The following is a 25,969-nucleotide window of genomic DNA, read 5'->3' on the forward strand; positions in this document are numbered from 1 at the left end:
GGCGATGAACAGAATGCCAAACAACCCGCTGAACAGCCTGAATTTTTCCGGGGGGCCGGGCGTCCTGCCGGAAAGCGTGTTGCAGCAGGTGCAGGAAGCGATCCGGGCGGTACCGGAGGTCGGCCTTTCGATTCTCGGGATCAGTCATCGTTCGGACTGGTTCGCCGCGGTCGTCGCCGAACTCGAAGCCAATATCCGCAGTTTGATGAATCTGCCCGCCGACTACCACGTTCTTTTCCTGCAGGGCGGCGCGACGCAGCAGTTTTCAATGCTCCCGATGACGCTGCTGGCCGGCCAAGCTACCCCGGCCGACTACCTGCACACCGGCTACTGGAGCGGAAAGGCGCTGCCCGAGGCACGGCGCGTCGGGCCGGTGCGCATCGCCTGGAGCGGCCAGCCAGGCGGCTTCCGGCATTTGCCGGATGACGCCGAACTGGATTTCCAGGCGGACGCCCCCTACCTTCATTACGTCTCGAACGAAACCGTCGAAGGCCTGCAGTTTCACCGCGTCCTCGGCCGCGACGACGTGCCGCGCATCTGCGACATGTCCTCCGACTTCCTCTCGGCACCCGGCGACTTCGAGCGTTTTTCGCTGATCTACGCCCACGCCCAGAAAAACATCGGGCCGGCCGGCGTCACCGTGGTCGTCGTCAAGGACGCATTGCTCAAGGACGCCCCCGACACGCTGCCGGGCTTTCTCGACTACCGGGCGCAGATCGCCGCCCATTCGATTTACAACACGCCGCCGGTTTTCGCCATCTACGTCGTCTTGCTGGTCAGCCGCTGGCTGCGCGACGAAATTGGCGGCCTGGCCGCGATGGATCAACGCAATACGGAAAAATCCCGGCTGCTCTACCAGGCACTCGACGACAACAATGACTTTTACCTCGGGCGGGCGGCCGGCAAGGATCGCTCGAAGATGAACGTCGCCTTCAATTTACCGAACCCGGAACTCGAGCAGGAATTCATCGCCGCCGCGCTCGCCGCCGGTTTTTCCGGCCTGGCCGGACACCGCAGCATTGGCGGAATCCGCGCCTCGCTGTACAACGGCCTGCAATTGGCGGCGGTCGAAAAGCTGGTCGATTTCATGGACCAATTCAAATCGCGTAACCGCTAAGCCCGCAGCACGGCGCCGCAGGGCGCCGCCGGAACCCCGCCTGGCGCGTGTCTCGAGCGCGCCGTTTTGTTACACTGGCGGATGGTTTCTACCACCAAAGTCATAGGGCAAAATATCATGGTGCGCATCTTTCTGCTGCTTCTCGCACTGCTGGCGGCGTCCCCGGCGGTTTTTGCCGAGGACAGCGCAGTCGATCGCATCAGCGCCAACAAGACGCTGCGCGTCTGCATCTGGCCGGACTATTTCGGCATCAGCTATCGCGACCCGAAGACGCAACAACTATCCGGCATCGATATCGACATGGCCAAGGCGCTCGGCCGCGACCTCGGCGTGCGGGTCGAATTCATCGACAGCTCGTTCGCCCGGCTGATCGCCGACCTTACCGAGGAGCGCTGCGACATCGCCATGTTCGCCATCGGTATCACCCCGCTGCGCATCGAAAAGCTGCGCTTCACCAAACCGCACCTGGCCAGCGACATCTACGCCATCACCACCCAGAGCAACCGCCGGATCAAGACCTGGAACGACATCGACAAGCCGGGCGCCGTGGTCGCCGTCGCCAAGGGCACGCTGCACGAACCGGTGATGGCCGGAAAGTTGAAATTCGCGACGCTCAAGGTCTTCGATACGCCGCATGCCCGCGAGCAGGAAGTCGAATCCGGCCGGGCCGACGTCTTCATGACCGACTTTCCCTATAGCCTGCGCATGCTGAAGACCACCGACTGGGCGCGGCTGATCAAACCGGACAGCGCCTACCACATCACCCCCTACGCCTACGCCATGCGCCCCGGCGACGACCGCTGGCACGCCCGGGTCGAGCAGTTCGTCGCCGACGTCAAGCGCAGCGGCGAACTGAAGGCGGCAGCCGAACGGCACGGCCTGCTGGCTATCGCCGTCCTCGACTGAGCAGGCTGAACGTGGCCAACCCACCTTCCCAAGGGTTCACCAAGTTACTGGTCGGCCTGCAGATCCTGCTGGTCATTTCGGTGGCCGCCGGCACGCTGTCGAATATTTACCGGCTGCGCCAGGAAACCCTCGACCGGCATCTGAAGGAAGCCGAAACCCAGGCCCGCGTCTTCGAGGACCAACTGACCCAGACGCTGAATCTGGCCAGCCTGACCCTGCAAAGCCTGCCGCAGTCGATCGACCTGCCGGCCGGCGCGACACCGGGCCGGGCCGTTGCCGAACACGCCACCAGCCAGCTCGAACTGATCCAGCGTCGGCTGCTCTTCCTGCGCTCGCTGTCGGTTGCCGATAGCGACGGGACGATCATCGCCAGCTCGAATCCGGAGAATATCGGCCGGCGGGTGGCCGTCGACAATTTCCAGCCCCGGCCGGCAGGATCGGCGGCGGCCAATTTCTTGCGCCTCGGGGCGCCCTGGTCCGGGCGGGACTTCGCCGACGGCACCCCGGCCACCCCAGCCCAACCGGTAGCGGCCGATGCCGCGAGCTTTGTCCCGGTCGTTCGCGAAGAGCTCTCTGGCGATCGCCGCCTGAAATTGCTGGCCGCCCTCAACCCCGATTATTTTCTCAACCACTTCGCCCGCCATATCGATCCGGCAACCACCCAGATCGAGATCGTCGCCTACGACGGAAGCCTCGTCGTGACGACGCGCGACGACCGGCCAGCCGGCGCCCGGCACCTCCCGGAAGCGACATTGCAGCGCCTGCTCGGCGATGAAATCGGCAGTATCGCCGACGACCGCGAGGACCAGCCCGACCGGCCGATGCTGACCGCCTTCCGCAGCTCGCGCAGCTATCCGCTGCTGGTCATGGTCCATGTCGATCGCACCCTGGCGCTCGCCAAGTGGCAGGCCGAAACGCGGCAGACCGTGACCACGGTGGGTATCGTGCTGCTCGTCCTGCTCGCCCTGACCAGTCTGCTCATCAGCCGCGTCCGCAAAAGCCTGCGGGCTGAGGGGCGCATGCAGAAAGAACGGCAACTGGCTGCCCGGGTCTTCGAACACAGCACCAACGGCGTCATCATCACCGATGCCGAGCGCCGGATCGTTGCCGTAAACCCGCACCTCGAGCAGGTCACCGGCTATACCAGCGGCGAGCTGATCGGCGACGACCCGCGCCGCTTCGCGTCGGGCACCCATGAAGCCGCTTTCTACCAGGCGATGTGGAACGAATTGACGACCAACGGCGTGTGGCGCGGCGAGATCGTCAACCGGCGCAAGGATGGCACGCTGATCGACGAATGGCTGACCATCTCGGTGGTGCGCGACGAGGCCGGCAAGCTGCTCAACTACGTCGGCGTCTTCGAGGACATCTCCGAGGAGCGCCGGCGCGACAGCCAGATCCGCCGCCTGTCGCAGGCCGTCGAACAGAGCCCGACAAGCATCGTCATCACCAATCTCGAACCGGCCATCGAGTACGTCAATCCGGAATTCTTCCGCACCACCGGCTATACGGCGGAGGAAGTCATCGGCCAGAATCCGCGCTTTCTGCAGTCCGGCCTGACCCCGCCGGCGAGCTATGCGGCGATGTGGAAGACGCTGGCCCGCGGCGAGATCTGGGAGGGCGAATTCGTCAACAAGCGGCGGGACGCTTCGCTCTATTACGAACGCGCCATCATCGCGCCGATCCGCGACGCCAACGAGCGGATCACCCATTACGTCGCGATCAAGCTCGACATCACCGAACAGCGCCTGCAGGGCATCCGCCTGCAACGCCAACTCGACGCCTTGCGCGCCCTCAACGGCATCGTCGCCATCACCGGTCTCGACCCCCGCGAAACGATCCGCGCCGCGCTGCAGGTTGCCGTCAAGCACCTCCATCTCGAATACGCCATCGTCAGCCACATCGACCGGCCGGCCGGCGCCTACCGCATCGAAGTCCAGGTTTCGCCGGACCAGACCCTGGCCGACAACCAACACCTCGAACTCGGCATCACCTATTGCAGCACGACCCTCGAGCACGGCGAGTTGCTGGCGATTGCCGACGCCGCGCATTCGACCTATCGGCTCCACCCCTGTTTCCGCGAATTCAACCTGGCGGCTTATCTCGGGGCGCCGATCTCGGTCAATGGCAAGGTTTACGGGACCATCTGTTTCTCCTCGGCCACCGCCCGCGAACACGACTTCGACCCCTCCGATCTCGAATTCGTCCGGATGCTGGCCAACTGGGCCGGCGCCTTCATCGAGCGCATGCTGGCCAACAATGAGCTGGAAGAAGCGCGCTCCGCGGCCGAAGCGGCCAGCCTGGCCAAGAGCAGCTTCCTGGCCAACATGAGCCATGAAATCCGCACCCCGATGAACGGCGTCATCGGCATGGCCGACCTGCTGCTCGGCAGCCCGCTGACCGCCGAACAGCGCGATTTCGCCGAAACCATCCGGCACAGCGCCGACGGCCTGCTCGGGCTGATCAACGACATCCTCGACTTTTCCAAGGTCGAGGCCGGCAAGCTGCAGCTCGAAAGCATTCCTTTCGCGCCGGCCGCCCTGCTCCACGACATCCTGGCGCTGCTCGCCCACCAGGCCAATCTCAAGCAGATTTCGCTCGCCACCGAACTCGATCCGGCGCTTCCCGGGCAATTGCTCGGCGACCCCGGCCGGCTGCGCCAGATCCTGCTCAATCTGGTCGGCAATGCCATCAAGTTCACCCAGGCCGGCAGCGTTACCGTTCGCCTCGAGAGCCGGCCGATCGTCGGCCGCGACGACCAGATCCGGCTCTGCCTGACGATCCGCGACACCGGCATCGGCATGACCCCGGAAACCATCGCCAATCTCTTTTCACCGTTCGAGCAGGGCGACGCTTCGACGACCCGGATGTTCGGCGGCACCGGCCTCGGCCTGTCGATCTGCAAGCGCCTCGTCGAACTGATGGGCGGCACGATCAGCGTCGACGCGACCCCGGGGGCCGGCAGCACATTCATCGTCGCCCTGCCCTTCAGCGTGCTCAATGCCGGCCAACCCGCCCCGGCTGCCGTTGAGCCACCGGCCGGTGAACTGCCGTCCGGGCTGCGCATCCTTCTGGTCGAGGACAATCTGATCAACCAGAAAGTGGCCGGGGCGCTGCTTGCCAAACTCGGCTGCCGGACGACCATCGCCGACGACGGCCACGCCGCACTGGAGCAGTTGGCGACCGGCAGTTTCGACGTGGTGCTGATGGACTGTCAGATGCCGGTCATCGACGGCTTCGAGGCCACCCGCCGCGTGCGCAGCGGCGAAGCCGGAGCGGCGGCGGCCCGCTTGCCGATCATCGCGATGACCGCCAATGCCATGCAGGGCGACAAGGAGGACTGCCTGGCCGCCGGCATGAACGACTATCTGGCCAAGCCGGTCAGCCGGGCCGAACTGATCGCCGCGCTGCAGCGCGCCAGCCAGCCGCGCTGAATCAGGCGAGCATCGCTTCGCGGGCGACGCTTTCGAAACGCTCGACGACACTCGCCCAGTTGCGCGGCAGCATCGCCGCGCGGGCGGCGCTGGCCAGTTCGGGCAAGCGCTCAGCCCGCCCGGCCAGGGCAAGGGCCGCCGCGACATAGGCGGTTTCGTCGCCGGGCGCCGCGAGATGGCCATTGGCTCCGTCGCAGATCAATTCGGCCGCCGCCGCACTGCGGTAGGCGAGCACCGGCAGACCGCTGGCCATCGCCTCGGCCACGACATTGCCGTAGGTTTCGCTGAGACTGGGGAAGAGGAACAGATCGGCACTGGCGTAGTGGGTCGCAAGGTCTTCCGCGAGCCGTGTGCCGGCGAAATGATGATCGGCGTGGCTGGCCCGCAACCGCGCCGCCGACGGTCCGTCGCCGACCCAGACCATGCGCGCCTCGGGGCAGGCGCTACGGATCGCGGCGAAGCTTTTCTCGATCAGCGCCAGGTTCTTTTCCGGCGCCATCCGCCCGACATAGAGGCAGGCCAGCCCGGCCTCGGGCACGCCCCAGCCGGCGCGCAACGCCGACGAACGGCGGGCCGGGTCGAACAAGGCGGTATCGACGCCGCGCCCGACCACCCGCACGCCGGCAATCCCTTCGCCGGCCAGATCGGCGGCCAACGCGGCGGTCGGTACCATGGTGGCGCGCGTCCGCCGGTGCAGCGTCCGGAGATAGGCAGCGACCGCCGGGCGCAGCCAGCCGAGGCCGTAATGCACGCTGTAGCGGTCGAAATTGGTATGAAAGCCGGAGGTCACCGGTATGCCCAGCCGGCGCGCCGCGCTGACCGCCGACCAGCCGAGCGGGCCTTCGGTCACGACGTGCACGAGGTCCGGGCGGTGCTGCCGCCAGTGCCGGGCCAGTTGGCGACCGGCCGGCAAGCCGAAGCGCAGGCCGGGGTAGCCCGGCAAGGGCAGGCCGGGCAGCGCCAGTTCATGCGCCCCGCCGAGGTCGGCCTGGCCCTGGCGCGGCCGAACGACACTGATCCGGTGGCCGCGCTCGCGCAGACCACCGACCAGGCGGCCGACGGTCATCGCGACGCCATTGACTTCGGGCGGAAAGGTTTCGGTGACGAAGGCGATATCCAGACACATCACGCCACCGCCAGCAGCACGCAGGTCCACACCGCGACCACCATCAGCAAGGAAACGAGCACCGCGGCACTGCCAATGTCCTTGGCTCGCTTGGCCAGCCGATGATTTTCCAGGCTGACCCGGTCGACCACCGCTTCGATCGCCGAATTGAGCAATTCGACGACCAGCACCATCAGGACGCCGGCGATCATCAGGCCGCGCCCGAGCCACGGCACCGGCAGCAGAACGGCGGCCGGAATCAACAAGGCGGCCAGCCAGACTTCCTGGCGGAAGGCGTCCTCGCACAGATAGGCCGCCTTGAGGCCGGCCATCGAGTAGCTGAGAGCGTTCCAGACCCGGCGCAGACCGGTCTTGCCCTTGAAGGGCGATTCGTTGGCCGGGTCGAGACCCAGTTCGTGCGGGGAAGGTTCCGGCATGGCATCTCCGTGAAAGTACCCACGGTAATCGGGCCGCGCTAAGCTTTGATGACACCAAATGTCACGAAACTGTCACAACCGCCAGTTACCCTGCCGCACCCCATGGGACTCCGCGCCGCCCCGGCCGCCACGCCCTTTATAATTGCCGCCCTTGCCGCCCCCAGTCACCGTTTCCCCATGCGCCTTCATTCCATTCTCCTGCTCGGCATCGCAATCGCCACCCCCTGCCTGGCCGACGAGACGGAAGAAAACTGGCAGGCCAAGGGACAGGCCACCTATGTCTGGCAGAAATCGCCCGGTTTTCCGGCCGACTATTCCGGCCCGAACAGCCTGTCGGCCAAACACGAGCGGGGCTACACCTTCACCTCGACAGCCTATCTCGGGGTTCGACCCTGGAAAAATGGCGAGCTCTATCTCAACGTCGAAGTCGGACAAGGCGACGCGCTGTCCGGCCTGACCGGTCTTGGCGGCTTCAGCAACGGCGAAGCGACGCGGGTTTCCGGCAGCAAGCTGAAAGCCTACCGGCAGCGCCTGTTCCTGCGCCAGACCTGGGCCCTGGGCGATGAAACGGAGTTTGTCGAATCGGCCTTCAACCAGATGGCCGGCCACGTCGCTCAAGATCGCTTCGTGCTTACTGCCGGGAATTTCTCGGCCCTCGATATTTTCGACGGCAACGCCTACGCCAAGGACCCGCGCACCCAGTTTCTGAACTGGAGCAACATGGCGCACACCGCATTCGACTACGCCGCCGACGCCCGCGGTTTCGGCTGGGGCCTGGCCGGCGAGTGGTATCAAGGCGACTGGGTGCTGCGCTTCGGCCGCATGACCGGCCCCAAGGAGCCGAACGGGCAGGTGGTCGACTACCGGATCATGCACCACTACGGCGATCAGATCGAAATCGAACACAGCCATCAGATCGCCGAGCGCCCCGGCAAGGTCAGACTGCTCGCCTTCCGCAACCGCGCCACCCTTGCCACCTACGCCGAGGCCAGCGCCTGGCTCGACAGCCATCCGGGCCAAGACCGGCAGGCCATCCTGAACGTCCGCAACGACGAGCAGATCAAGTATGGGTTCGGCATCAACATCGAGCAGGCGATCACCAATAATCTCGGGGCTTTTCTCCGGGCGATGCATGCCGACGGCCGGAGCGAGACCTTTGCCTTCACCGAGGCCGACGCCTCGTTCGCTACCGGACTGGCGCTGAAGGGCGGCGCCTGGGGCCGGGCCGATGACACCTTCGGCCTGGCCTGGATGCGCAACACGCTATCCAACGAGCGACGCAACTACCTGGCGCAGGGCGGCATCTCGTTCTTCATCGGCGACGGCGGGCTGAATTACCGTCCCGAATCCATCGTCGAAACTTATTACAGCTGGAAAGCACTGCCCGGCCTGTGGCTGAGCGCCGACTACCAGCGCATTCAGAATCCGGCTTACAACGCCGACCGCGGCCCGGCCCACATCGGCTCGCTGCGCATGCACGCCGAGTTCTGAGCGTCCGGCGGGGGCGCCCGCCAGGCGAATCTCTGCGGCAGATCAAACATCGTGCAGTTGTAACAGTACTGAAACATAGAGCACACCCGGCCTATGCTAATAGTGCTATTCCAAATTTTGCGGACACCACAATCATGGTTTTTTTCGAGCTCTTCGCCAACAACCCGTCGATTATCAGCGTGCCGGCCGGCCAGCCGCTATTCACCGTCGGCGAGGAAGGTCATCTGATGTTCGTGCTGACCACCGGCAGCGCCGAAGTCATCGTCAATGGCCGGGTGGTCGAAACCCTGAAACACGGCAGTATCGTCGGCGAACTGGGCATCGTTCTGGCCGGCCCGCGCTCGGCCAGCGTGATCGCCAAGACCAATTGCGAATTTGTCGCGATCGACGAAAAACGCTTCCAGTTCCTGGTCCAGCAGACGCCCTACTTCGCCACCCAGGTCATGCGCGTGATGGCCGAGCGGCTACGGGCGTTAAATCAGATGGTCGCGCCGGCTGAGGCGACCTGATCCGGCCTGGCCGGCAGAAATTCGCCGCACCAGGCATGAATGTTCACCGCCGGGAAGCGCCAGTGATGCGTTTCGCGCGATGAGCTTTCGCCGGTAAAAACCGGCGGAAAACGATGGCAGGCGCCATTGCTGGCGTCGGCCGGGCGGAAATAGTGGCACTCGGCGCAATGCGGCGTGAATTGTTCAGTCATGTGATTGGCCTGGGCTGCGCTCAGGCGGCTGCGGGAGAAGGCCTTTCCGATGCAATTTTCAAGCCCGCCAGTTCGCGATAGAGCCAGGCCAGGCGGGCCGCCATCGCCCCATCCGACCATTCGCCGGCAAAGACCGGGGCTTCGTCGGCCAGATGGCGCCAGGCCGAGGGCCGGTTGAGAAAGTCGCCAAGCGCTGCGCCGAAGGCCTGCGGCTCGGCCGGCGGGGATATTGCACCACGGCCGGGCGCCAGAATGTCGGTCGTCCCCATTTCGGAGAGGGCAATGACCGGCAGACCGGCCGCCATCGCTTCGAGCAGCACCAGGCCTTGCGTTTCGGTGCGCGAGGCGAAGACGAAAGCGTCGGCAGCGGCATAACAATCCGGCAGTTCCTGCCGGCGGTCGAGATAGCCGATGAACTGCACCGCTTCGCGCAGGCCCAACGTCTTGACCTGGGCTTTCAGATCGGCCATGGCCGGACCTTCGCCGGCCACGACGAGCAGGATGTCGGGACGCAGCCGCCGGGCATGGACCAGCGCTTCGAGCAGGAAGCCGATATTCTTTTCATGCGCCACCCGGCCGACGAACAGGGCCACCGGCCGCGTCGACAGAATGCCGTGGCGATAACGGAAGGCCGCGCCGTCGCCGCTGGCGAACTGCGCCGTCGGAATGCCGGTCGGCAGCACATGCAGCGGTACACTGACTTCGTAGGCGGCAAGACGCTGCTGCATCGCGCTGGACGGCACGATCACCGCATCGAGCGCATTGCACTGGCGCCGGGAAAAGGCCCGCGCCTGGGCCTGCAGCCAGCCGGCCGGCAGGAACGGCGCGTAATACTCGAGATAGGCCTCGAACAGCGTGTGGTAGGTGGCGACGACCGGCAAGCCGAGCGTGCGCGCCGCCTTCAGGCCGGCATAGTGGGCGATGAACGGCGTCTGGATATGGATCAGGTCGCAGTCCCGGGCCGCTTCCAGCACGGCACGATGCATCGCCCGCCAGCCGACCATGCGGTCTTCGCGGTCGCCCGGCACCGGCCGGCCGGCGACGCGGACCACCCCGGCCTCGTCGGCTTCGTCGCCGTAGCGCGGGACAACCAGGCGGACATCGACGCCCTGCTCGCGGAGCGTGCGGCGAAAGGTTTCAATCGAGGTCGATACGCCATTGACCCGGGGAAAATAGACGTCCGATACCATCAGGACACGCATTCAAGCCTCCGCATGTTGGACCGCTGCGGCAGCCAGGGTCGGGACGACGCTGCGCATGCCCCAGGCGACCAGTTCGAGACGGCCGTCGAAGTGTTCGACGATCGCCGTGCAGGAATCGACCCAGTCGCCGCAATTGACGTAACTGAGGCCGTCGATTTCGCGGATCGTCGCCCAGTGGATATGGCCGCAGATCACCCCGTCCAGACCGCGTTCGCGGGCGTGGTGGATGGCCGAGTCCTCGAAATCGAAAATGAAATTGAGCGCTTTCTTGACTTTGCGCTTGGCGAAGCCGGCCAGCGACCAGTAGCCGGCGATGCCGAGCTTGCGCCGGCCCCAGGAGAGCAGCAGATTGAGCCGGACCAGCAGGTCGTAGGCCTTGTCGCCGAGGACCGCCACCCAGCGGTGGTGGCGCGTCACCTGATCGAAGACGTCGCCGTGGATAAGCAGGAAGCGCCGGCCGTCGGCCGTTTCGTGTACCAGCTCGTCGACCACCTCGACATCGCCGAAGACGATGCCGCAATAGTCGCGCAGCGCCTCGTCGTGGTTGCCGGGGATAAACACCACCTTGTCGCCGTGGCGGGCCCGGCGCAGCAGTTTCTGGACCACGGTGTTCTGGGCCTGCGACCAGTGGATGCTGCGGCTCATCGCCCAGAAGTCGATGATGTCGCCGATCAGGTAAGTCTGGTCGGCCGGATATTCACGCAGAAAATCGAGAAGACGGTCCGCCTGGCACGCCCGCGTGCCAAGGTGGATGTCGGACAAGAAAACTGATCTGACCTTGGGCATGGCACGACGATAAGCACCGGCAATGAAAGGCCGGTGACAGCCAGATGACCGAACGATGACAGCAGCGCTTGACGCTGTTGCCGTCCACGCCTAAATTCGCCCGACTTCCAAATTCAACGCCTCAAGGAGAACCCCATGCATTTCGGCACCCCGCTTTCCCCCAGCGCTCTGCGCGTCATGCTGCTCGGCTCCGGCGAACTCGGCAAGGAAGTGATCATCGCGCTGCAGCGCCTCGGCGTCGAAGTGATCGCCGTCGACCGCTACGAAAATGCCCCCGGCCAGCAGGTCGCCCACCGCGCCCACGTCATTTCGATGACCGACGGCGCGGCGCTGCGCCGGCTGGTCGAGCTGGAAAAACCGCACCTGATCGTTCCGGAAATCGAAGCCATCGCCACCGACATGCTGGTCGAGATCGAGGCCGAGGGACTGGCCGAGGTCATCCCGACGGCCCGCGCCGCCAAGCTGACGATGAACCGCGAAGGCATCCGCCGGCTGGCCGCCGAAGAACTCGGCCTGGCCACCTCGCCCTACCGGTTCGCCGATTCGCTGGCCGAACTGCAGGCCGCCATTGACGGCGGTATCGGCTATCCGTGCATCGTCAAGCCGGTGATGTCCTCGTCCGGCAAGGGCCAGTCGCTGCTGCGCGGCCCGGACGACGTGCAGAAAGCCTGGGATTACGCGGTGAGCGGCGGCCGGGTCAATGCCGGCCGGGTCATCGTCGAAGGCTTCATCGACTTCGATTACGAAATCACCCTGCTCACGGTACGCGCCTGCGATGCCGGCGGCGCCGTGCAAACCTATTTCTGCGAACCGATCGGCCACGTCCAGGTCGCCGGCGACTATGTCGAATCCTGGCAGCCGCAAGCGATGAGCCGGGCCGCCTTGCAGCGCGCCCAGCAGATCGCCGCCGCCGTCACCGGCAACCTCGGGGGGCGCGGCCTGTTCGGCGTCGAGCTGTTCATCAAGGGCGACATGGTGTGGTTCTCGGAAGTCAGCCCGCGGCCGCACGATACCGGGCTGGTCACGCTCTGTTCGCAGCGTTTCTCGGAATTCGAACTGCACGCCCGCGCCATCCTCGGCCTGCCGGTCGACACCGGCCTGCGCGAGCCGGGCGCCTCGGCCGTCATCTACGGCGGCATGGATGCCCGCGGCGTCGCCTTCACCGGCCTCGCCGAAGCCCTCGCCGTGCCGCGCAGCGACCTGCGGCTGTTCGGCAAACCGGAGTCGTTCGCCAAACGCCGGATGGGCGTCGCCGTCGCCAACGGCGACAACGTCGAGCAGGCGCGCGAACGGGCCAAGCTGGCGGCCGGCCGGGTCAAGGCCGTGGCTGGCTAGGCGCGCGGCCGGGGCGGCCGGGCGAAAAACGGGAAAGTCGCGGCCGGCCGCACTAAAATGGCGACCTGTTTCTTCTCCCACACGCCGCCATGACCTACGCCGCCCCGAGTTTCGAATCGAAAATCTGCCCGCCCGACCAGTTGGCCGCCCGTGCCGCCCAGCTGGCCCGTCCGCTGGTGTTCACCAACGGCTGTTTCGACATCCTGCATCGCGGCCATGTCACCTATCTGGCGCAGGCCGCCGCGCTGGGCGTCGGCATGGTGGTGGCGCTGAACAGCGATGCCTCGGTCAAGCGACTCGGCAAGGGCGACGACCGTCCGGTCAATGGGCTGGAAGACCGCCTGGCGGTGATGGCGGCCCTCGGCTGCGTGACGCTGGTCACCTGGTTCGACGAGGACATGCCGCTGCAACGCATCCTCGAATGCCGACCGGAAATCCTGGTCAAGGGCGGCGACTGGCCGGTGGACAAGATCGTCGGCTGCAGCGAAGTCCGCGGCTGGGGCGGCACGGTGCATTCGATTCCGTTCATTCACCAGAAATCGACGACGGCACTGCTCGACAAGATCCGCCGCTTGTGAAGGGCAGGATCGAGGATCGAGCCAAGGCGGCACGCCCACTCGATCCTCGATCCTAGTAGCTAGCTGCTACAGAACCACCTGCGTTCCCAGTTCGACCACCCGGTTGCTCGGGATCTGGAAGAACGCGGTTGCCGAGCCGGCATTGCGGAACATCGCGACGAAGATCTTTTCGCGCCAGAAGGCCATCTCCGAACCGAGGCGCGGAATCAGCGTCTCGCGGCCGATGAAGTAGGAGGTTTCCAGCGCATTGAATTCGAGGCCGAACACCCCGCAACGCTCAAGGGCCCCCGGCACGTTGGGCTCATCCTTGAAGCCGTAGTGAATCAGGACGGTCCAGAAATTTTCCTTCAGCGGGCGCACTTCGACGCGGTCGATATCCGGCACGAACGGCACGTCGAAAAACTGCACCGAGAGCAGGATCACCCGCTCGTGCACCACCTTGTTGTGCATCAGGTTGTGCAGCAGCGCATGCGGCACGCCCTTCGGGTCGGCATTGAGGAAGACCGAGGTACCGGCAACCCGGGTCGGCATCGAGTTGGCCAGCGAATCGAGAAACAGCGAAAGCTCCAGACGCTCGCCCTGCAGGCGCTCGGACAGCAACTTGCGGCCCCGCTTCCAGGTCGTCATCAGGATGAAGATGACCATCCCGGCGACCAGCGGGAACCAGCCGCCGTCGGGGATCTTCAGGATATTGGCGGCGAGGAAGACGAGTTCGACGGCAAGGAAGCAGGAGAACAGCGCAATCGCCCGCCCCCAGCCCCATTTCCACGAACGCGCGACGACGACCGTGGCGAGGATGGAGGTGATCACCATGTCGCCGGTGACTGCGATGCCATAAGCCGCCGCCAGGTTGTTGGAGGAGCGGAAGCCGAGCACCAGGATCATCACGGCCAGCATCAGGCCCCAGTTCACCGCCGGCAGGTAGATCTGGCCGGCTTCCTTCTCGGAGGTGTGCTGCACTTCCATGCGTGGCATGAAGCCTAGCTGCATGGCCTGGCGGGTCACCGAAAAGGCGCCGGAAATGACGGCTTGCGAGGCGATCACCGTCGCCACCGTGGCCAGGCCGACGAGCGGGAAAAGCGCCCACTCGGGGGCCAGGTTGAAGAAGGGATTCTTCGCCGACTCGGGATCGCCGAGGATCAAGGCGCCCTGGCCAAAGTAGTTGAGAACCAGGGCCGGCAGCACGAAGGCGAACCAAGCCCGGCGGATCGGTTTGACGCCGAAATGGCCCATGTCGGCGTAGAGCGCCTCGGCGCCGGTGACGGCGAGTACGACATTACCCATCGCCAGCAGCGCCATGGCCTTGTTGGAGAACAGGAACTCGAGGCCGTAGAGCGGGTTAAGCGCCGCCAGAATGGCCGGATGATCGATGATGTTGCTGACGCCAAGGATGGCCAGCGTGCTGAACCAGAGCACCATGACCGGCCCGAAGGCGGCGCCGACCATCGCCGTGCCGTGGCGCTGGACGAAAAACAGCCCGAACAGCACGAGCATCGTGATCGGGATCACGAAAGGCCGGAAGGCCGGCGTCACCACCTCGAGGCCTTCGACCGCCGAGAGCACCGACATCGCCGGCGTCACCATGCCGTCGCCGTAGAACATCGCCGCCCCGAGAATGCCGACGATCATGATCAGCCTCATCTGGCGCGGCTTGCCCTGCGCGTCGTGCAGCGCCAGCGCGATCATCGCCATGATGCCGCCCTCGCCCCGGTTGTCGGCGCGCATGATGAACATCACGTACTTGATCGAAACGATGATGACCAGCGCCCAGAAAAACAGCGACAGGCTGCCGAAAATATTGGCTTCGGTAATCGGGATCGGATGGTTGCCGGCAAAAACTTCCTTGACCGCATAGAGCGGACTGGTGCCGATGTCGCCATAGACCACCCCGAGCGCCGACAAGGCGAGGACGGCAAGGCGCTTGCCGGAAGAATTCCCGGCCTGATGGAGAGTGCTGTTCATGTTTACCCCTGAATCGCCGGCGGCTTCGTTACCGCTCTGTGCAATTTGCCCACCCTGCCATCAGCCTCCTGATGGCGATGCAAAATCAACCGCCCAACGCCATCTTCAACGACTGCACTTCTTCCTCGGACTCTTCGATGATTTCAGCCAGCGTTTCGGCGTCGAAGAAGGTGTCGAGCATCGAGGTATCGACCGCCGCATCCAGTTCCGGGTCGCGCCAGCTGGCGCTCCGGTTGGCGATCTTGTTGGCGACATACAGCACGTCGGACAAGGTCTTCAACTCGGTAATCTCGCGGTCCGTCTCATGCTCCTGCACCGCGACCAGGATCGATTCCGGCGAACCGAGCGCCGAGAGCAGGGCGTGGCCGATACTGTCGTGCCAGCCGACGAGCAGCGCATGCAGCTCGGCCTTGTCATTGACCAGTTCCGGGAAATTGGCGGCGCGCGACATCAGGTAGAAGACGCCGAGGTCGTGCACCAGGCCGGCGAACATTGCCTCGTCGCCGTTGATCTTGGCAATTTTCCGGGCCAGCACGCGGCACAGCGCCGCGACGTGCGAGGTGTGTTCCCAGAGTTTCTTGGAAATGTTCTCGAAGACGTGCATCTGCTTCGATTTGAGCAATTGCTCCATGGCCACGGCAAACGATACCGTGCGCACCGCCTCCATGCCGACCCGGACGATCGCGCTCTTCACATCGGCAATTTCGCGGCCGGAAGAATTGAGCGCCACCGAATTCGACATCCGGATGATCTTGGTGCTCATCAGCGGTTCGGCACCGACCAGCTGGGCCAGTTGCTCGACATTCAGATTGGGGTCTTTCAAGGCCGTCCGGACCTGGAAGGTAATGTCGAGAAAGGTCGGGAAGGAAATCTCGCTGCCGGACAAATCCTTGGCAATGTCTTCGAGAATCTTGAAAGTAACAGAGCTGGCCATGGTGGTTAACCTTTGCGGAACCGATCATTAAACCGTTGCCCCCGCCGTAGCGGGGACCGGTCAATTATTTATCTTTTTAGTTCAGGAGCACGTCAGAACGGAATGTCGTCGCCGAGATCGTCGAACGACGGCTTCGGCTTGTTCTTGGCCGGGGCCGGCGCGTAATCGGTCGGCTCGTTGTCGTAACCGCCACCACCACCGCCGCCGGCGGAAGACGGGCCGCCCATACCCTGCCGGGAGCCGAGCATCTTCATTTCGTCACCGCGAATCTCGGTGGTGTAACGTTCCTGGCCATCCTTGTCGGTCCATTTGCGGGTGCGGATGCTGCCCTCGACATAGACTTGCGAGCCTTTCTTCAGGTACTGGCCGCAAATTTCCGCCAGCTTGCCGAAGAAGGAAATGCGATGCCATTCGGTCAGTTCCTTCTTTTCGCCGGTCGCCTTGTCTTTCCAGTTCTCGCTGGTTGCCACCGTGATGTTGCACATCGCCTCGCCGCTTGCCGTGTAACGGACTTCCGGGTCTTTACCCAGATTGCCGAGAATGATTGCCTTGTTAACCGATGCCATAAACCTTCTCTCCTAAACAGTATGAGCCGCAGCGACGGCGACGCGCCGTTGCGGAAAATTCATCGAGCTTGCCACCGCCAGCCAGAGCAAAAGAAGCCCGGCGCAGGCAGCAAAAACCGCATTATCGCCGAAATGCTGCGCGATATACCCCCCCACCGCGCCGCCGATGAACAGCCCAACCGCCTGCGTCGTGTTGTATACGCCGAGCGCCGCGCCCTTGGCGGCCGGCGGTGCGGTCCGCGAAACCAGCGAAGGCAGCGTTGCTTCGAGAATATTGAAGGCGACGAAGAACAACAGCAGCCACAGCGCCAGCGCATACAAGCTCTGACCGAAAAAGAGCAGGCCGAGTTGCACGACGACCAGCAAGGCAATGGCGGCGCGGAAAATCGGCCGCATCTTGTCCTTGCGCTCGGCGGCGATGATCGCCGGGACCATGATGGCGAACGACACCAGCACGGCCGGCAGATAGACCTTCCAGTGCGCCGCCGCAGCCAGCCCGCCATGATTGACCAGGGCATGTGGCAGGACGACGAACATCGCCATCTGCACCATGTGCAGGATGCCGATACCGAGGTTCAGGCGCAGCAGATCGGGATCGAAAGCCACCTGCCGCAACGGCAGCTTGGCATGGCCATGGGCCGGCGGCGCCGCCGGCACCGCCTTGATCAACAGCCCGATGGCGGCCAGCGCCAGGAGGCCGGTCAGGCTGAACAAGCCCCCCATGCCGATCCAGCCGTAGAGCAAGGGCGCGCCGACCAGCGAGACGGCGAACACCAGGCCGATCGACGAACCGATCATCGCCATCACCTTGGTCCGGTGCTCCTCGCGGGTCAGGTCGGCGGCCAGCGCCGTGACCGCCGCCGAAATCGCCCCGGCCCCCTGCAGCACCCGGCCGACGATGATCCAGTTCATGCTCGGCGCCCAGGCAGCGACAAAGCTGCCCAGCGCGAAAATCAGCAAGCCGACGACGATGACCAGCTTGCGCCCCCAGATATCGGACGCGATGCCATAGGGAATCTGGAAAAACGCCTGGGTCAGCCCGTAAGCACCGAGTGCCAGGCCGACCAGCGCCAGGTTGTCGCCACCCGGCAGGGTTTTGGCGTAGACCGAGAACACCGGCAGAATCAGGAACAGGCCCAGCATGCGCAGGGCGAAAATGGCAGCCAGCGAAGCGCCGGCGCGGCGTTCTTCGGGGCTCATGCGATCAGCGGGGATGGACATTGTCGTTATGTATTTGTTGCATTGCAGCGAAGCGGGAATATTAGCAGGTTTGCCCTGCCCGCTAATTCATGCCCGGCAACCGCCCGCCTCACCGGGGGCCGGCCATCATCCCCAATGATTACCAGCCCCTTGCGAAGGGTCCCGATCGCGAACCACCATGACCAAGCGAACAGCAGTCATGGCGCGCTGCACAACAGCAACGTTCAGCGCACGACCATGCCCTTGGCCATGGCTCGCACGGCACTCAGCCGCCCCCAGACCTGATAGATCTTGTTGGCGCTGGAAAACACGGCAATCGGGCTGTAATAAGCGTGCCGCAAGGGTGCCGATTCGATCTGGATGCTGACCGGACTGCCGCCGGCGTGGCCGGTATCGCGAATGGCCGCCCCCAGTTGAAGCGGGTTGAGGCTCATGCTCATCCGGATATTGGTGCCATCGGCGAGGGCCGACAGATGCTCGATACGAACGTCCACACCGGGCGTCGCGTGCTCCGACTTCTGCCCGTCCGCACCGAGCACGATGTCGGCGACCCGCTGGCAGTCGGAACGCCCGTCGCACGCCAGCAGATAAAGCTCGTAACCGGACGATGCGGCCTCGACCGGCATGGCCAGAGAGCCGACGATGATGGCCAAAAGAGAAACGCGCATGGTTGATCCTTCCTTGCCCCGCCAGATGCGGGACACAAAAACCGGCCGGCACTTGCCGATGTCGTATTCGGTGCCACGAGACAGAGAATGTCATCGTGCTATAGGTGGCGTCAATCGTGCAACTGTCATAAGGCCGAATATTCATCGCCCGTCATTGACCAGGGCTGATGCAATGGCGAGCAGAGCGAACAACGCGACCGGAAACTGTTTTTTCATACAGTCTTCCGTGCATCCCGCTACAGTTTTGCGTATAGTTCCTCTTCCCCCAACCGAGAATAGAACAGCGATGGAAACCATCCGCATTCGCGGCGCGCGCACCCACAACCTGAAGAACATCAATCTCGATCTGCCACGCAACCAGCTGATCGTGATTACCGGCCTGTCCGGCTCGGGCAAGTCGTCGCTCGCTTTCGATACGCTGTATGCCGAGGGGCAGCGGCGTTACGTCGAATCGCTGTCGGCCTATGCCCGGCAGTTCCTGCAGTTGATGGAGAAGCCGGATGTCGATCTGATCGAAGGGCTGAGCCCGGCCATTTCCATCGAGCAGAAGGCGACTTCGCACAACCCGCGGTCGACCGTCGGCACGGTCACCGAGATTCACGACTACCTGCGCCTGCTGTTCGCTCGCGCCGGCACGCCCTACTGCCCGGAGCACAACCATCCACTGGAAGCCCAGACGGTATCGCAGATGGTCGATACCGTGCTCGCCCTGCCGGCCGAAACCAAGCTGATGATCCTCGCCCCGGTGGTGGCCAACCGCAAGGGCGAGCAGATGGACCTGTTCGCCGAACTGCGCGCCCAGGGTTTCGCCCGCGTCCGGGTCGACGGCACGGTGTACGAGATCGACGACGTGCCGAAGCTGAGCAAGGCGCAGAAGCACACCGTCGATGTCGTGGTCGACCGCCTGAAGGTGCGCGACGACATGCGCCAACGCCTGGCCGAATCCTTCGAGACGGCGCTGCGCCATGCCGAGGGGCGGGCGATTGCGCTGGAGATGGAGGGCGGCAAGGAACACATGTTCTCCGCCAAGTTCGCCTGCCCGGTCTGCTCGTATGCCCTGCAGGAGCTAGAACCGCGGCTGTTCTCCTTCAACAACCCGATGGGTGCCTGCCCGAAGTGCGACGGCCTCGGGGTGATCCAGTTCTTCGACCCCAAGCGGGTCGTCACCAACCCGGCGCTGTCGCTGGCCGGCGGGGCGATTCGCGGCTGGGACAAGAAGAACCAGTTCTATTTCCAGATCATCGAATCGCTGGCCGACCATTACGGCTTCTCGGTCGACACACCGTTCAACCAGCTGACCGAAGAAGCCCGCCAGCTGGTTCTCTACGGCTCCGGGCGGACGGAAATCAACTTCCGTTACCTGAACGAAAAAGGCACGCGCTTCGACCGCAGCCATACCTTCGAAGGCATCATCCCGAACCTCGAACGGCGCTACCGCGGCAGCGATTCGCAGGCGGTGCGCGAAGAGCTGTCGAAGTACGTCAGCAACATCAGCTGTCCGACCTGCAACGGCACCCGGCTGCGCACCGAGGCGCGGCATGTCCGGGTCGGTGCCAAGACTCTGCATGAAATCAGCCGCCTGCCGCTCGGCGAGGCGCGCAATTACTTCAATTGCCTGGAACTGACCGGCAACAAGGCGCAGGTCGCCGACAAGATATTGAAGGAAATCACCGCCCGCCTCTCCTTCCTGATCAACGTCGGGCTCGATTACCTGTGCCTGGAACGCTCGGCCGAAACGCTGTCGGGCGGCGAGGCGCAGCGCATCCGGCTGGCCTCGCAGATCGGCTCGGGCCTGACCGGCGTGATGTATGTGCTGGATGAACCGTCGATCGGCCTGCACCAGCGCGACAACGACCGCCTGCTGGAAACGCTGCGCAACCTGCGCGACATGGGCAACACCGTGCTCGTCGTCGAGCACGACGAGGACGCCATCCGCTCAGCCGATTACGTCGTCGACATCGGCCCGGGCGCCGGCATCCACGGCGGTTTCGTCGTCGCCGAAGGGACGCCGGCCGAAGTCACCGCCAACCCGGCGTCGATGACCGGCGCCTACCTCTCCGGCCGCAAGTCGATTAATGGGCCGAAAACCCGGCGCCCGCCGAATCCCGACAAGCAGCTCAAGGTCGTCGGCGCCTACGGCAACAACCTCAAGGATGTCACGCTGGAGCTGCCGCTCGGTCTGCTCACCTGCATCACCGGCGTTTCCGGCTCGGGCAAGTCAACGCTGATCAATGACACGCTGTACGCCGCAGCCGCCAAACACCTTTACGGTTCGACCACGGAACCGGCGCCGCACAAGGAAATCGTCGGCCTCGAACAGTTCGACAAGGTGATCAATGTCGACCAGTCGCCGATCGGCCGCACGCCGCGCTCCAATCCGGCCACCTACACCGGCCTATTGACGCCGATCCGCGAACTGTTCGCCCAGGTGCCGGAATCCCGCGCCCGCGGCTACGGCCCCGGCCGCTTCAGCTTCAACGTCAAGGGCGGCCGCTGCGAGGCCTGCCAGGGCGACGGCATGCTCAAGGTCGAGATGCACTTCCTGCCGGACATCTACGTCCCGTGCGACGTTTGCCACGGCAAGCGCTACAACCGCGAGACGCTGGAAATCCACTACAAGGGCAAGACGATCCACGAGATTCTCGAGATGACCGTCGAGCAGGCCCGCGAGTTCTACGATGCCGTGCCGGTCGTGGCGAGAAAGCTGCAGACCCTGGTCGATGTCGGCCTCAGCTACATCACCCTCGGCCAGAGCGCGACCACGCTATCGGGCGGCGAAGCGCAGCGCGTCAAGCTGGCTCTCGAGCTGTCCAAGCGCGACACCGGCCGCACGCTGTACATCCTCGACGAACCGACCACCGGCCTGCATTTCCAGGACATCGAAATGCTGCTCGCCGTGCTGCACCGGCTGGCCGACCACGGCAACACCATCGTCGTCATCGAACACAACCTCGACGTCATCAAGACCGCCGACTGGCTGGTCGATCTCGGCCCGGAAGGCGGCGATGGCGGTGGCCGGATCCTCGTCGCCGGCACGCCGGAAACGGTAGCCAAATGCAAGGCCAGTCATACCGGCCGCTTCCTGAAACCACTGCTGGAAAAAAGAAAATGAGCGCCGCCGAATTCAAGGGCAAGAAAGGCCTGACCCGCCTGTGGAATGCCCTCGGCTATTCCCGTGACGGCATTGTCGCCGCCTGGCAGAACGAAGCGGCCTTCCGCGAGGAAATCCTGCTCGCTGTGGTGACCATCCCGCTGGCGATCTATCTCGGCCACAGCGGCATTGAACGCGCCTTGCTGATCGGCAGCATCATCCTGATCCTGATCGTCGAAATCCTCAATTCGGCCGTCGAAGCGGTGGTCGACAAGGCCTCGCCGGAGAAGAACGAACTGGCCAAGCGGGCCAAGGACATGGGCAGCGCCGCAGTGCTCTTCAGCCTGCTCAATGCGGCCACCGTCTGGGCCTGCGTTCTCTGGCCCTGAGCGGCAATGCCACGGCGCGCCGGCGCCGGGCGGTGATGGTGTGGAAAGCCGGCCGATAAGCCGGGTTCTGTCCCCCCCTTGCGGGGTTCGGCAATCATTCCTCTAGGCCTGCCGTCACCGACAGGCTCAAGCAACCTACCCGGAAGCAGCGCGGGCCACGCCTAATGCTTCCCTATTTGGTCTTGCTCCGGATGGGGTTTACCGTGCCGCTGAACGTTACCGCCAGCGCGGTGAGCTCTTACCTCGCCGTTTCACCCTTACCTGATCCCCTTGCGGGGCCATCGGCGGTCTATTCTCTGTTGCACTGTCCGTTGCCTTGGTCTTGCGACGTATAGCACCCAGTCGTTAACTGGCATCCTGCCCTATGGAGCCCGGACTTTCCTCCCGGCATCGAAGTTGCCCCCGACGCCCAGCGATTGCCTGGCCGACTTTCCGGGGCGGATTATACGCATCCCGGCGACGCCACTGCCGACTATCGTTGGCCGCCAAAAACAAAGCCCCGGTGGTCTACCGGGGCCCGGCCCTAGGCTGGCGTCAGATCGTGACGACGATCCGCCCGTCGATGGCGCCGGCCTTCATGCGGCCGAAGATGGCATTGATATTGTCGAGCTTGTCCATGCTGTAGTGCGTGGCAACCTTGCCTTCACCGGCAAACTCCAGCGCCTCCTGCAGGTCTTTGCGGGTGCCGACGATGGAACCGCGCACGGTCTTGGCGTTGAGCACGACATCGAAGATCGGTAATTCGAAATTGCCCGGCGGCAAGCCGACCAGCGACATCGTGCCGCGCTTGTGCAGCATGCCGACGGCCTGGCCGAAGGCGGCGCGCGAGACGGCGGTGACCAGCACCCCGTGGGCGCCGCGAATCTGCTGCTGAACGAGTTGCACCGGATCCTGGGTCAGCGCGTTGATCGCTTCGTCGGCACCGAGCGAACGGGCCAGCGCCAGCTTGTCGTCGGCGACATCGACGGCGATGACATGGAAGCCCATCGCCTTGGCGTACTGCACGGCCATATGGCCGAGGCCGCCGATGCCGGAGATCACCACCCAGTCGCCCGGCTTGCAATCGAGCTGCTTGAGGCCCTTGTAGACGGTGACGCCGGCGCAGAGCACCGGGGCGGCCGGGGCGAATTCGAGATTGTCGGGCAGCTTGCCGACATAGGACGGATCGGCCAGCACGTACTCGGCGTAGCCGCCGTTCACCGTGTAGCCGGTCATCTGCTGGCTGTCGCACAGCGTTTCCCAGCCGGTGATGCAGTGTTCGCAATGACCGCAGGCGGTGTGCAGCCAGGGCACGCCGACCCGGTCGCCTTCCTTGACCCAGGTAACGCCGGCGCCGACCGCGGCGACGAAACCGACGCCTTCATGCCCGGGAATGAAGGGCAGCGACGGCTTGACCGGCCAGTCGCCTTCGGCGGCGTGCAGGTCGGTATGGCAAACGCCGGAGGCAACGATGCGAACCAGAACCTGACCGGGCGGCACTGCCGGGATATCGACTTCCTCGATGACCAGGGGCTGGCCGAAGGTGTGGACGACAGCGGCTTTCATTTTTCCTGCCATGACAATCTCCTCGACTGGGTTACAGACGGGACCAAGCCACCAGCAGCGGCCGGTTCCGGGATGTGCTGCATCAGCTCCAGTCTAGTCCAGCCGCGGCCGTCCGGCCATCTCGATCTCAACTGCCGAGCGGTAGCGCCGTCCGGTCGACCACTTTCCTCAGCACGAAACTGGAATGCACGCCGGTCACCCCCTGGATGCGGGTGATCTTGTTGAGCAGCAGATCCTGGTAGGCATCCATGTCGCGGATGACGACCTTCAGCTGGTAATCGGACTGCTGGCCGGTGATCAGCAGGCATTCCAGCACCTCCGGAAGGCCGGCGATCGTCGCCTCCAGGTTGGCGAAGCGTTCCGGCGTGTGCTGGTCCATCGAGATGCCGATCAGCGCCATCAGGCTGAGGCCGAGTTTCTTGGCGTCGAGCAGGGCGCGATAACCGGTGATCAGGCCGTTTTCTTCCAGCGCCCGGACCCGGCGCAGGCAGGGCGAAGGCGACAGGCCGATGCGGTCGGCCAGATCCTGGTTGCTGATCCGCCCATCCTGCTGAAGGATGTCGAGAATCTGCCGATCGTAGCGGTCAAGTTGCATGTAATTCTCACCAAATCTTAAGTATTGAACGATTATTCTGAAATTTATTATTTATACGCAAGTTTATGTCGTTTCAACAAGAAACAACACCACAATACGCAAGCACCTGCCGGGCGTTTTTCCGTAACATGACGTTCATCCAATCAATGCACCGCCGAGTCCAGGAGCCCACCATGTTGCCCAACCCGAACAGCAAATACCGCGCCTTTCCCCCGGTCAATCTCGTCGACCGCCAATGGCCGAACCGCACCATCACCCAGCCGCCGGTCTGGATGAGCACCGATCTTCGCGACGGCAACCAGTCCTTGTTCGAGCCGATGAACGGCGAGAAGAAGATGCGCATGTTCAAGACGCTCTGCGCCATCGGCTTCAAGGAAATCGAAGTGGCTTTCCCGTCCGCCTCGCAGACCGAATTCGACTTCGTCCGCGAACTCATCGACGGCGGGCACATTCCCGACGATGTCAACATCGAAGTCCTCACCCAGGCCCGCGAGCACCTCATCCGCCGCACCTTCGAATCGCTCAAGGGCGCCCGGCAGGCGATCGTCCACGTCTACAACGCCACCTCCAAGCCGTTCCGCGACAACGTCTTTGCGATGAGCAAGGCGGAGGTCGTCGCCATGGCGGTGAGCGCCGTCCAGCTCATCAAGCAGCTTGCCGCCGAGATGCCGGAAACCCGGATCACGCTCGAATACAGCCCGGAAACCTTCACTGCCACCGAACTCGATTTCGCCCTCGAAGTCTGCGACGCAGTGACCGCAGCCTGGGGCGCGACGCCGGACAACAAGGTCATCCTCAACCTTCCGACCACCGTGGAGATCGCCACGCCGAACATCTACGCCGACCAGATCGAGTGGATGCACCGCCATCTTGCCCGGCGCGACAGCGTGATCATCAGCCTCCACCCGCACAACGACCGCGGCACCGCCGTCGCCGCCGCCGAACTCGGCTTGATGGCCGGCGCCGACCGCGTCGAGGGCTGCCTTTTCGGCAGCGGCGAGCGGACCGGCAATGTGGACATTGTCACCGTCGCCCTCAACATGTACACGCAGGGCGTCCATCCCGGCCTCGATTTCTCGGACATCAATGCCGTCGCCCGCACCGTCGAGCACTGCAACCAGTTGCCCATCCACCCGCGCCATCCTTACGTCGGCGATCTCGTATTCACGGCCTTCTCCGGCTCCCACCAGGACGCCATTAAGAAGGGCTTCTCCGCTCAAGAGGCGGAGCAGCCGTGGAACGTACCCTATTTGCCGATCGATCCGGCCGACCTCGGGCGCAGTTACGACTCGGTGATCCGGGTCAATAGCCAGTCGGGCAAGGGGGGCATCGCCTACTTGATGGAGACCGAGCATGGCGTCGTCATGCCGCGCCGCCTCCAGGTCGAGTTTTCCGGCGTCGTCCAGCAGCACACCGACGCCTTTGGCGGCGAAGTCAGTGCCGACGACATCTGGCATCTCTTTGCCAAGACCTACCTCGATACCGTTTCGCCGGTCCGCTACCTCGGCCACCATCTCTTCGAGCACGGCGAGGCCCAGGGCATCCGCCTCAATATCGAGATCGACGGCACGCCGCACATCCTCAGCGGCGAAGGCAACGGCCCGATCAACGCCGCGGTACACGCCTTGCAGGGCGCCGGCTTCGCCATCCAGGTGCGCAGCTACGAGGAGCGCTCGATGACGCCGATCGGCGAAGACGGCAATGCCCGGGCCTGCGCCTTCATGGAAATTGCCGGCCGGGATGGCGGCGAACGCTACGGGATCGGCCTCGACAGCAACATCGTCACCGCCTCGATCAAGGCCTTGCTCAGCGGCATCAACCGGATCGGCACCAGCCAGACGGCCGGCGAGCTCCACCAGGCGGCCTGATGCACGATGCCCCTCGCCCTCTCTACCCGCAGGCGGAGAGGGCGGCGGCCAACGAATCCG

The 25,969-nt window shown here is 64.3% G+C and carries 22 protein-coding genes and 1 other RNA gene; 10 read left to right on the plus strand and 13 right to left on the minus strand.

Annotation, left to right across the window (positions count from 1 at the left end):
- The first annotated feature begins 13 nt into the window (after positions 1-13).
- The 3 genes from ACLIKD_RS15625 to ACLIKD_RS15635 all read left to right on the plus strand — a co-directional run bounded on the left by ACLIKD_RS15625 (position 14) and on the right by ACLIKD_RS15635 (position 5,457).
- The gene (locus ACLIKD_RS15625) at positions 14-1,117 is read left to right on the plus strand and encodes a phosphoserine transaminase (RefSeq protein ID WP_428825785.1); all 1,104 of its coding nucleotides are present in this window, start codon (positions 14-16) and stop codon (positions 1,115-1,117) included.
- Between the two features lie 117 nt (positions 1,118-1,234).
- Positions 1,235-2,023: an ABC transporter substrate-binding protein gene (locus ACLIKD_RS15630; RefSeq protein ID WP_428825786.1), complete on the plus strand. Its 789-nt coding sequence runs from the start codon at positions 1,235-1,237 to the stop codon at positions 2,021-2,023.
- An 11-nt stretch (positions 2,024-2,034) separates the two neighbouring features.
- Complete coding sequence (locus ACLIKD_RS15635) at positions 2,035-5,457, plus strand: PAS domain S-box protein (RefSeq protein ID WP_428825787.1); 3,423 nt, start codon at positions 2,035-2,037, stop codon at positions 5,455-5,457.
- 1 nt (position 5,458) lies between these two features.
- On the opposite strand, the gene ACLIKD_RS15640 is transcribed toward ACLIKD_RS15635, so the two are convergent.
- Both ACLIKD_RS15640 and ACLIKD_RS15645 read right to left on the minus strand, forming a co-directional pair.
- A complete protein-coding gene (locus ACLIKD_RS15640; RefSeq protein ID WP_428825788.1) occupies positions 5,459-6,613 on the minus strand; it encodes a glycosyltransferase family 4 protein in 1,155 nt (384 codons plus the stop codon).
- Positions 6,583-6,999, minus strand: a complete 417-nt coding sequence (locus tag ACLIKD_RS15645) for a diacylglycerol kinase (protein WP_428825789.1) — start codon at positions 6,997-6,999, stop codon at positions 6,583-6,585. The genes ACLIKD_RS15640 and ACLIKD_RS15645 overlap by 31 nt, the downstream gene beginning before the upstream one ends.
- Positions 7,000-7,176: 177 nt before the next feature.
- Here ACLIKD_RS15645 and ACLIKD_RS15650 point away from each other — a divergent pair, with 177 nt between their 5' ends.
- Together ACLIKD_RS15650 and ACLIKD_RS15655 are read left to right on the plus strand one after the other, a co-directional pair.
- Positions 7,177-8,490 carry a carbohydrate porin gene (locus tag ACLIKD_RS15650; protein WP_428825790.1) on the plus strand — a complete coding sequence of 438 codons (1,314 nt, stop codon included), beginning with the start codon at positions 7,177-7,179 and terminating at the stop codon, positions 8,488-8,490.
- 134 nt (positions 8,491-8,624) lie between these two features.
- Positions 8,625-8,999, plus strand: a complete 375-nt coding sequence (locus tag ACLIKD_RS15655; RefSeq protein WP_226471635.1) for a Crp/Fnr family transcriptional regulator — start codon at positions 8,625-8,627, stop codon at positions 8,997-8,999.
- Here the strand turns inward: ACLIKD_RS15655 and ACLIKD_RS15660 are convergent.
- From ACLIKD_RS15660 to ACLIKD_RS15670, 3 genes are read right to left on the minus strand one after another with little or no spacing between them, the layout of a single operon-like run.
- A complete protein-coding gene (locus ACLIKD_RS15660; protein ID WP_428825791.1) occupies positions 8,969-9,190 on the minus strand; it encodes a hypothetical protein in 222 nt (73 codons plus the stop codon). The genes ACLIKD_RS15655 and ACLIKD_RS15660 overlap by 31 nt on opposite strands.
- A gap of 20 nt (positions 9,191-9,210) precedes the next feature.
- Entirely contained in the window at positions 9,211-10,392 is a 1,182-nt protein-coding gene (locus ACLIKD_RS15665) for a glycosyltransferase (protein WP_428825792.1), read from the minus strand.
- A complete protein-coding gene (locus ACLIKD_RS15670; protein WP_226417172.1) occupies positions 10,393-11,178 on the minus strand; it encodes a UDP-2,3-diacylglucosamine diphosphatase in 786 nt (261 codons plus the stop codon).
- Between the two features lie 135 nt (positions 11,179-11,313).
- On the opposite strand from ACLIKD_RS15670, the gene purT reads away from it, so the two are divergent.
- Positions 11,314-12,513 (plus strand): formate-dependent phosphoribosylglycinamide formyltransferase, encoded by a 1,200-nt coding sequence (gene purT, locus ACLIKD_RS15675; RefSeq protein ID WP_428825793.1) that lies wholly within the window; start codon positions 11,314-11,316, stop codon positions 12,511-12,513.
- An 89-nt stretch (positions 12,514-12,602) separates the two neighbouring features.
- Positions 12,603-13,091 (plus strand): adenylyltransferase/cytidyltransferase family protein, encoded by a 489-nt coding sequence (locus ACLIKD_RS15680; RefSeq protein ID WP_428825794.1) that lies wholly within the window; start codon positions 12,603-12,605, stop codon positions 13,089-13,091.
- A 66-nt stretch (positions 13,092-13,157) separates the two neighbouring features.
- Here ACLIKD_RS15680 and ACLIKD_RS15685 read toward each other — a convergent pair whose 3' ends face one another.
- The 5 genes from ACLIKD_RS15685 to ACLIKD_RS15705 form a co-directional block, all read right to left on the minus strand.
- Positions 13,158-15,053: a potassium transporter Kup gene (locus tag ACLIKD_RS15685; protein WP_226417175.1), complete on the minus strand. Its 1,896-nt coding sequence runs from the start codon at positions 15,051-15,053 to the stop codon at positions 13,158-13,160.
- Between the two features lie 85 nt (positions 15,054-15,138).
- A complete protein-coding gene (locus ACLIKD_RS15690) occupies positions 15,139-15,987 on the minus strand; it encodes an HDOD domain-containing protein (RefSeq protein WP_226417176.1) in 849 nt (282 codons plus the stop codon).
- A gap of 92 nt (positions 15,988-16,079) precedes the next feature.
- Positions 16,080-16,553 (minus strand): single-stranded DNA-binding protein, encoded by a 474-nt coding sequence (gene ssb, locus ACLIKD_RS15695; protein ID WP_428825795.1) that lies wholly within the window; start codon positions 16,551-16,553, stop codon positions 16,080-16,082.
- A gap of 12 nt (positions 16,554-16,565) precedes the next feature.
- Positions 16,566-17,753, minus strand: coding sequence for an MFS transporter (locus tag ACLIKD_RS15700; RefSeq protein WP_428825796.1), 1,188 nt, complete (start codon positions 17,751-17,753; stop codon positions 16,566-16,568).
- Positions 17,754-17,977: 224 nt separating this feature from the next.
- Positions 17,978-18,421 carry a hypothetical protein gene (locus ACLIKD_RS15705; RefSeq protein WP_226417179.1) on the minus strand — a complete coding sequence of 148 codons (444 nt, stop codon included), beginning with the start codon at positions 18,419-18,421 and terminating at the stop codon, positions 17,978-17,980.
- Positions 18,422-18,707: 286 nt separating this feature from the next.
- Here ACLIKD_RS15705 and uvrA point away from each other — a divergent pair, with 286 nt between their 5' ends.
- Positions 18,708-21,533: an excinuclease ABC subunit UvrA gene (gene uvrA, locus ACLIKD_RS15710; protein WP_226417187.1), complete on the plus strand. Its 2,826-nt coding sequence runs from the start codon at positions 18,708-18,710 to the stop codon at positions 21,531-21,533.
- Positions 21,530-21,901 carry a diacylglycerol kinase gene (locus tag ACLIKD_RS15715; protein ID WP_226417188.1) on the plus strand — a complete coding sequence of 124 codons (372 nt, stop codon included), beginning with the start codon at positions 21,530-21,532 and terminating at the stop codon, positions 21,899-21,901. The genes uvrA and ACLIKD_RS15715 overlap by 4 nt, the downstream gene beginning before the upstream one ends.
- A gap of 40 nt (positions 21,902-21,941) precedes the next feature.
- Here the strand turns inward: ACLIKD_RS15715 and rnpB are convergent.
- From rnpB to ACLIKD_RS15730, 3 genes are all read right to left on the minus strand, one after another.
- An RNA gene (rnpB, locus tag ACLIKD_RS15720) (RNase P RNA component class A) lies at positions 21,942-22,333 on the minus strand.
- Positions 22,334-22,435: 102 nt separating this feature from the next.
- Positions 22,436-23,458, minus strand: coding sequence for an alcohol dehydrogenase AdhP (adhP, locus tag ACLIKD_RS15725; RefSeq protein ID WP_226417189.1), 1,023 nt, complete (start codon positions 23,456-23,458; stop codon positions 22,436-22,438).
- A 115-nt stretch (positions 23,459-23,573) separates the two neighbouring features.
- On the minus strand, positions 23,574-24,041 hold the full coding sequence (locus ACLIKD_RS15730) for an Lrp/AsnC family transcriptional regulator (protein WP_428825797.1): 468 nt from the start codon (positions 24,039-24,041) through the stop codon (positions 23,574-23,576).
- A gap of 173 nt (positions 24,042-24,214) precedes the next feature.
- On the opposite strand from ACLIKD_RS15730, the gene leuA reads away from it, so the two are divergent.
- Complete coding sequence (gene leuA, locus ACLIKD_RS15735) at positions 24,215-25,909, plus strand: 2-isopropylmalate synthase (protein WP_428825798.1); 1,695 nt, start codon at positions 24,215-24,217, stop codon at positions 25,907-25,909.
- The last annotated feature ends 60 nt before the right edge of the window (positions 25,910-25,969 follow it).

The sequence above is a fragment of the Azonexus sp. IMCC34842 genome (assembly GCF_050368855.1).
GTDB classification, from domain to species: Bacteria; Pseudomonadota; Gammaproteobacteria; order Burkholderiales; family Rhodocyclaceae; genus Azonexus; species Azonexus denitrificans_A.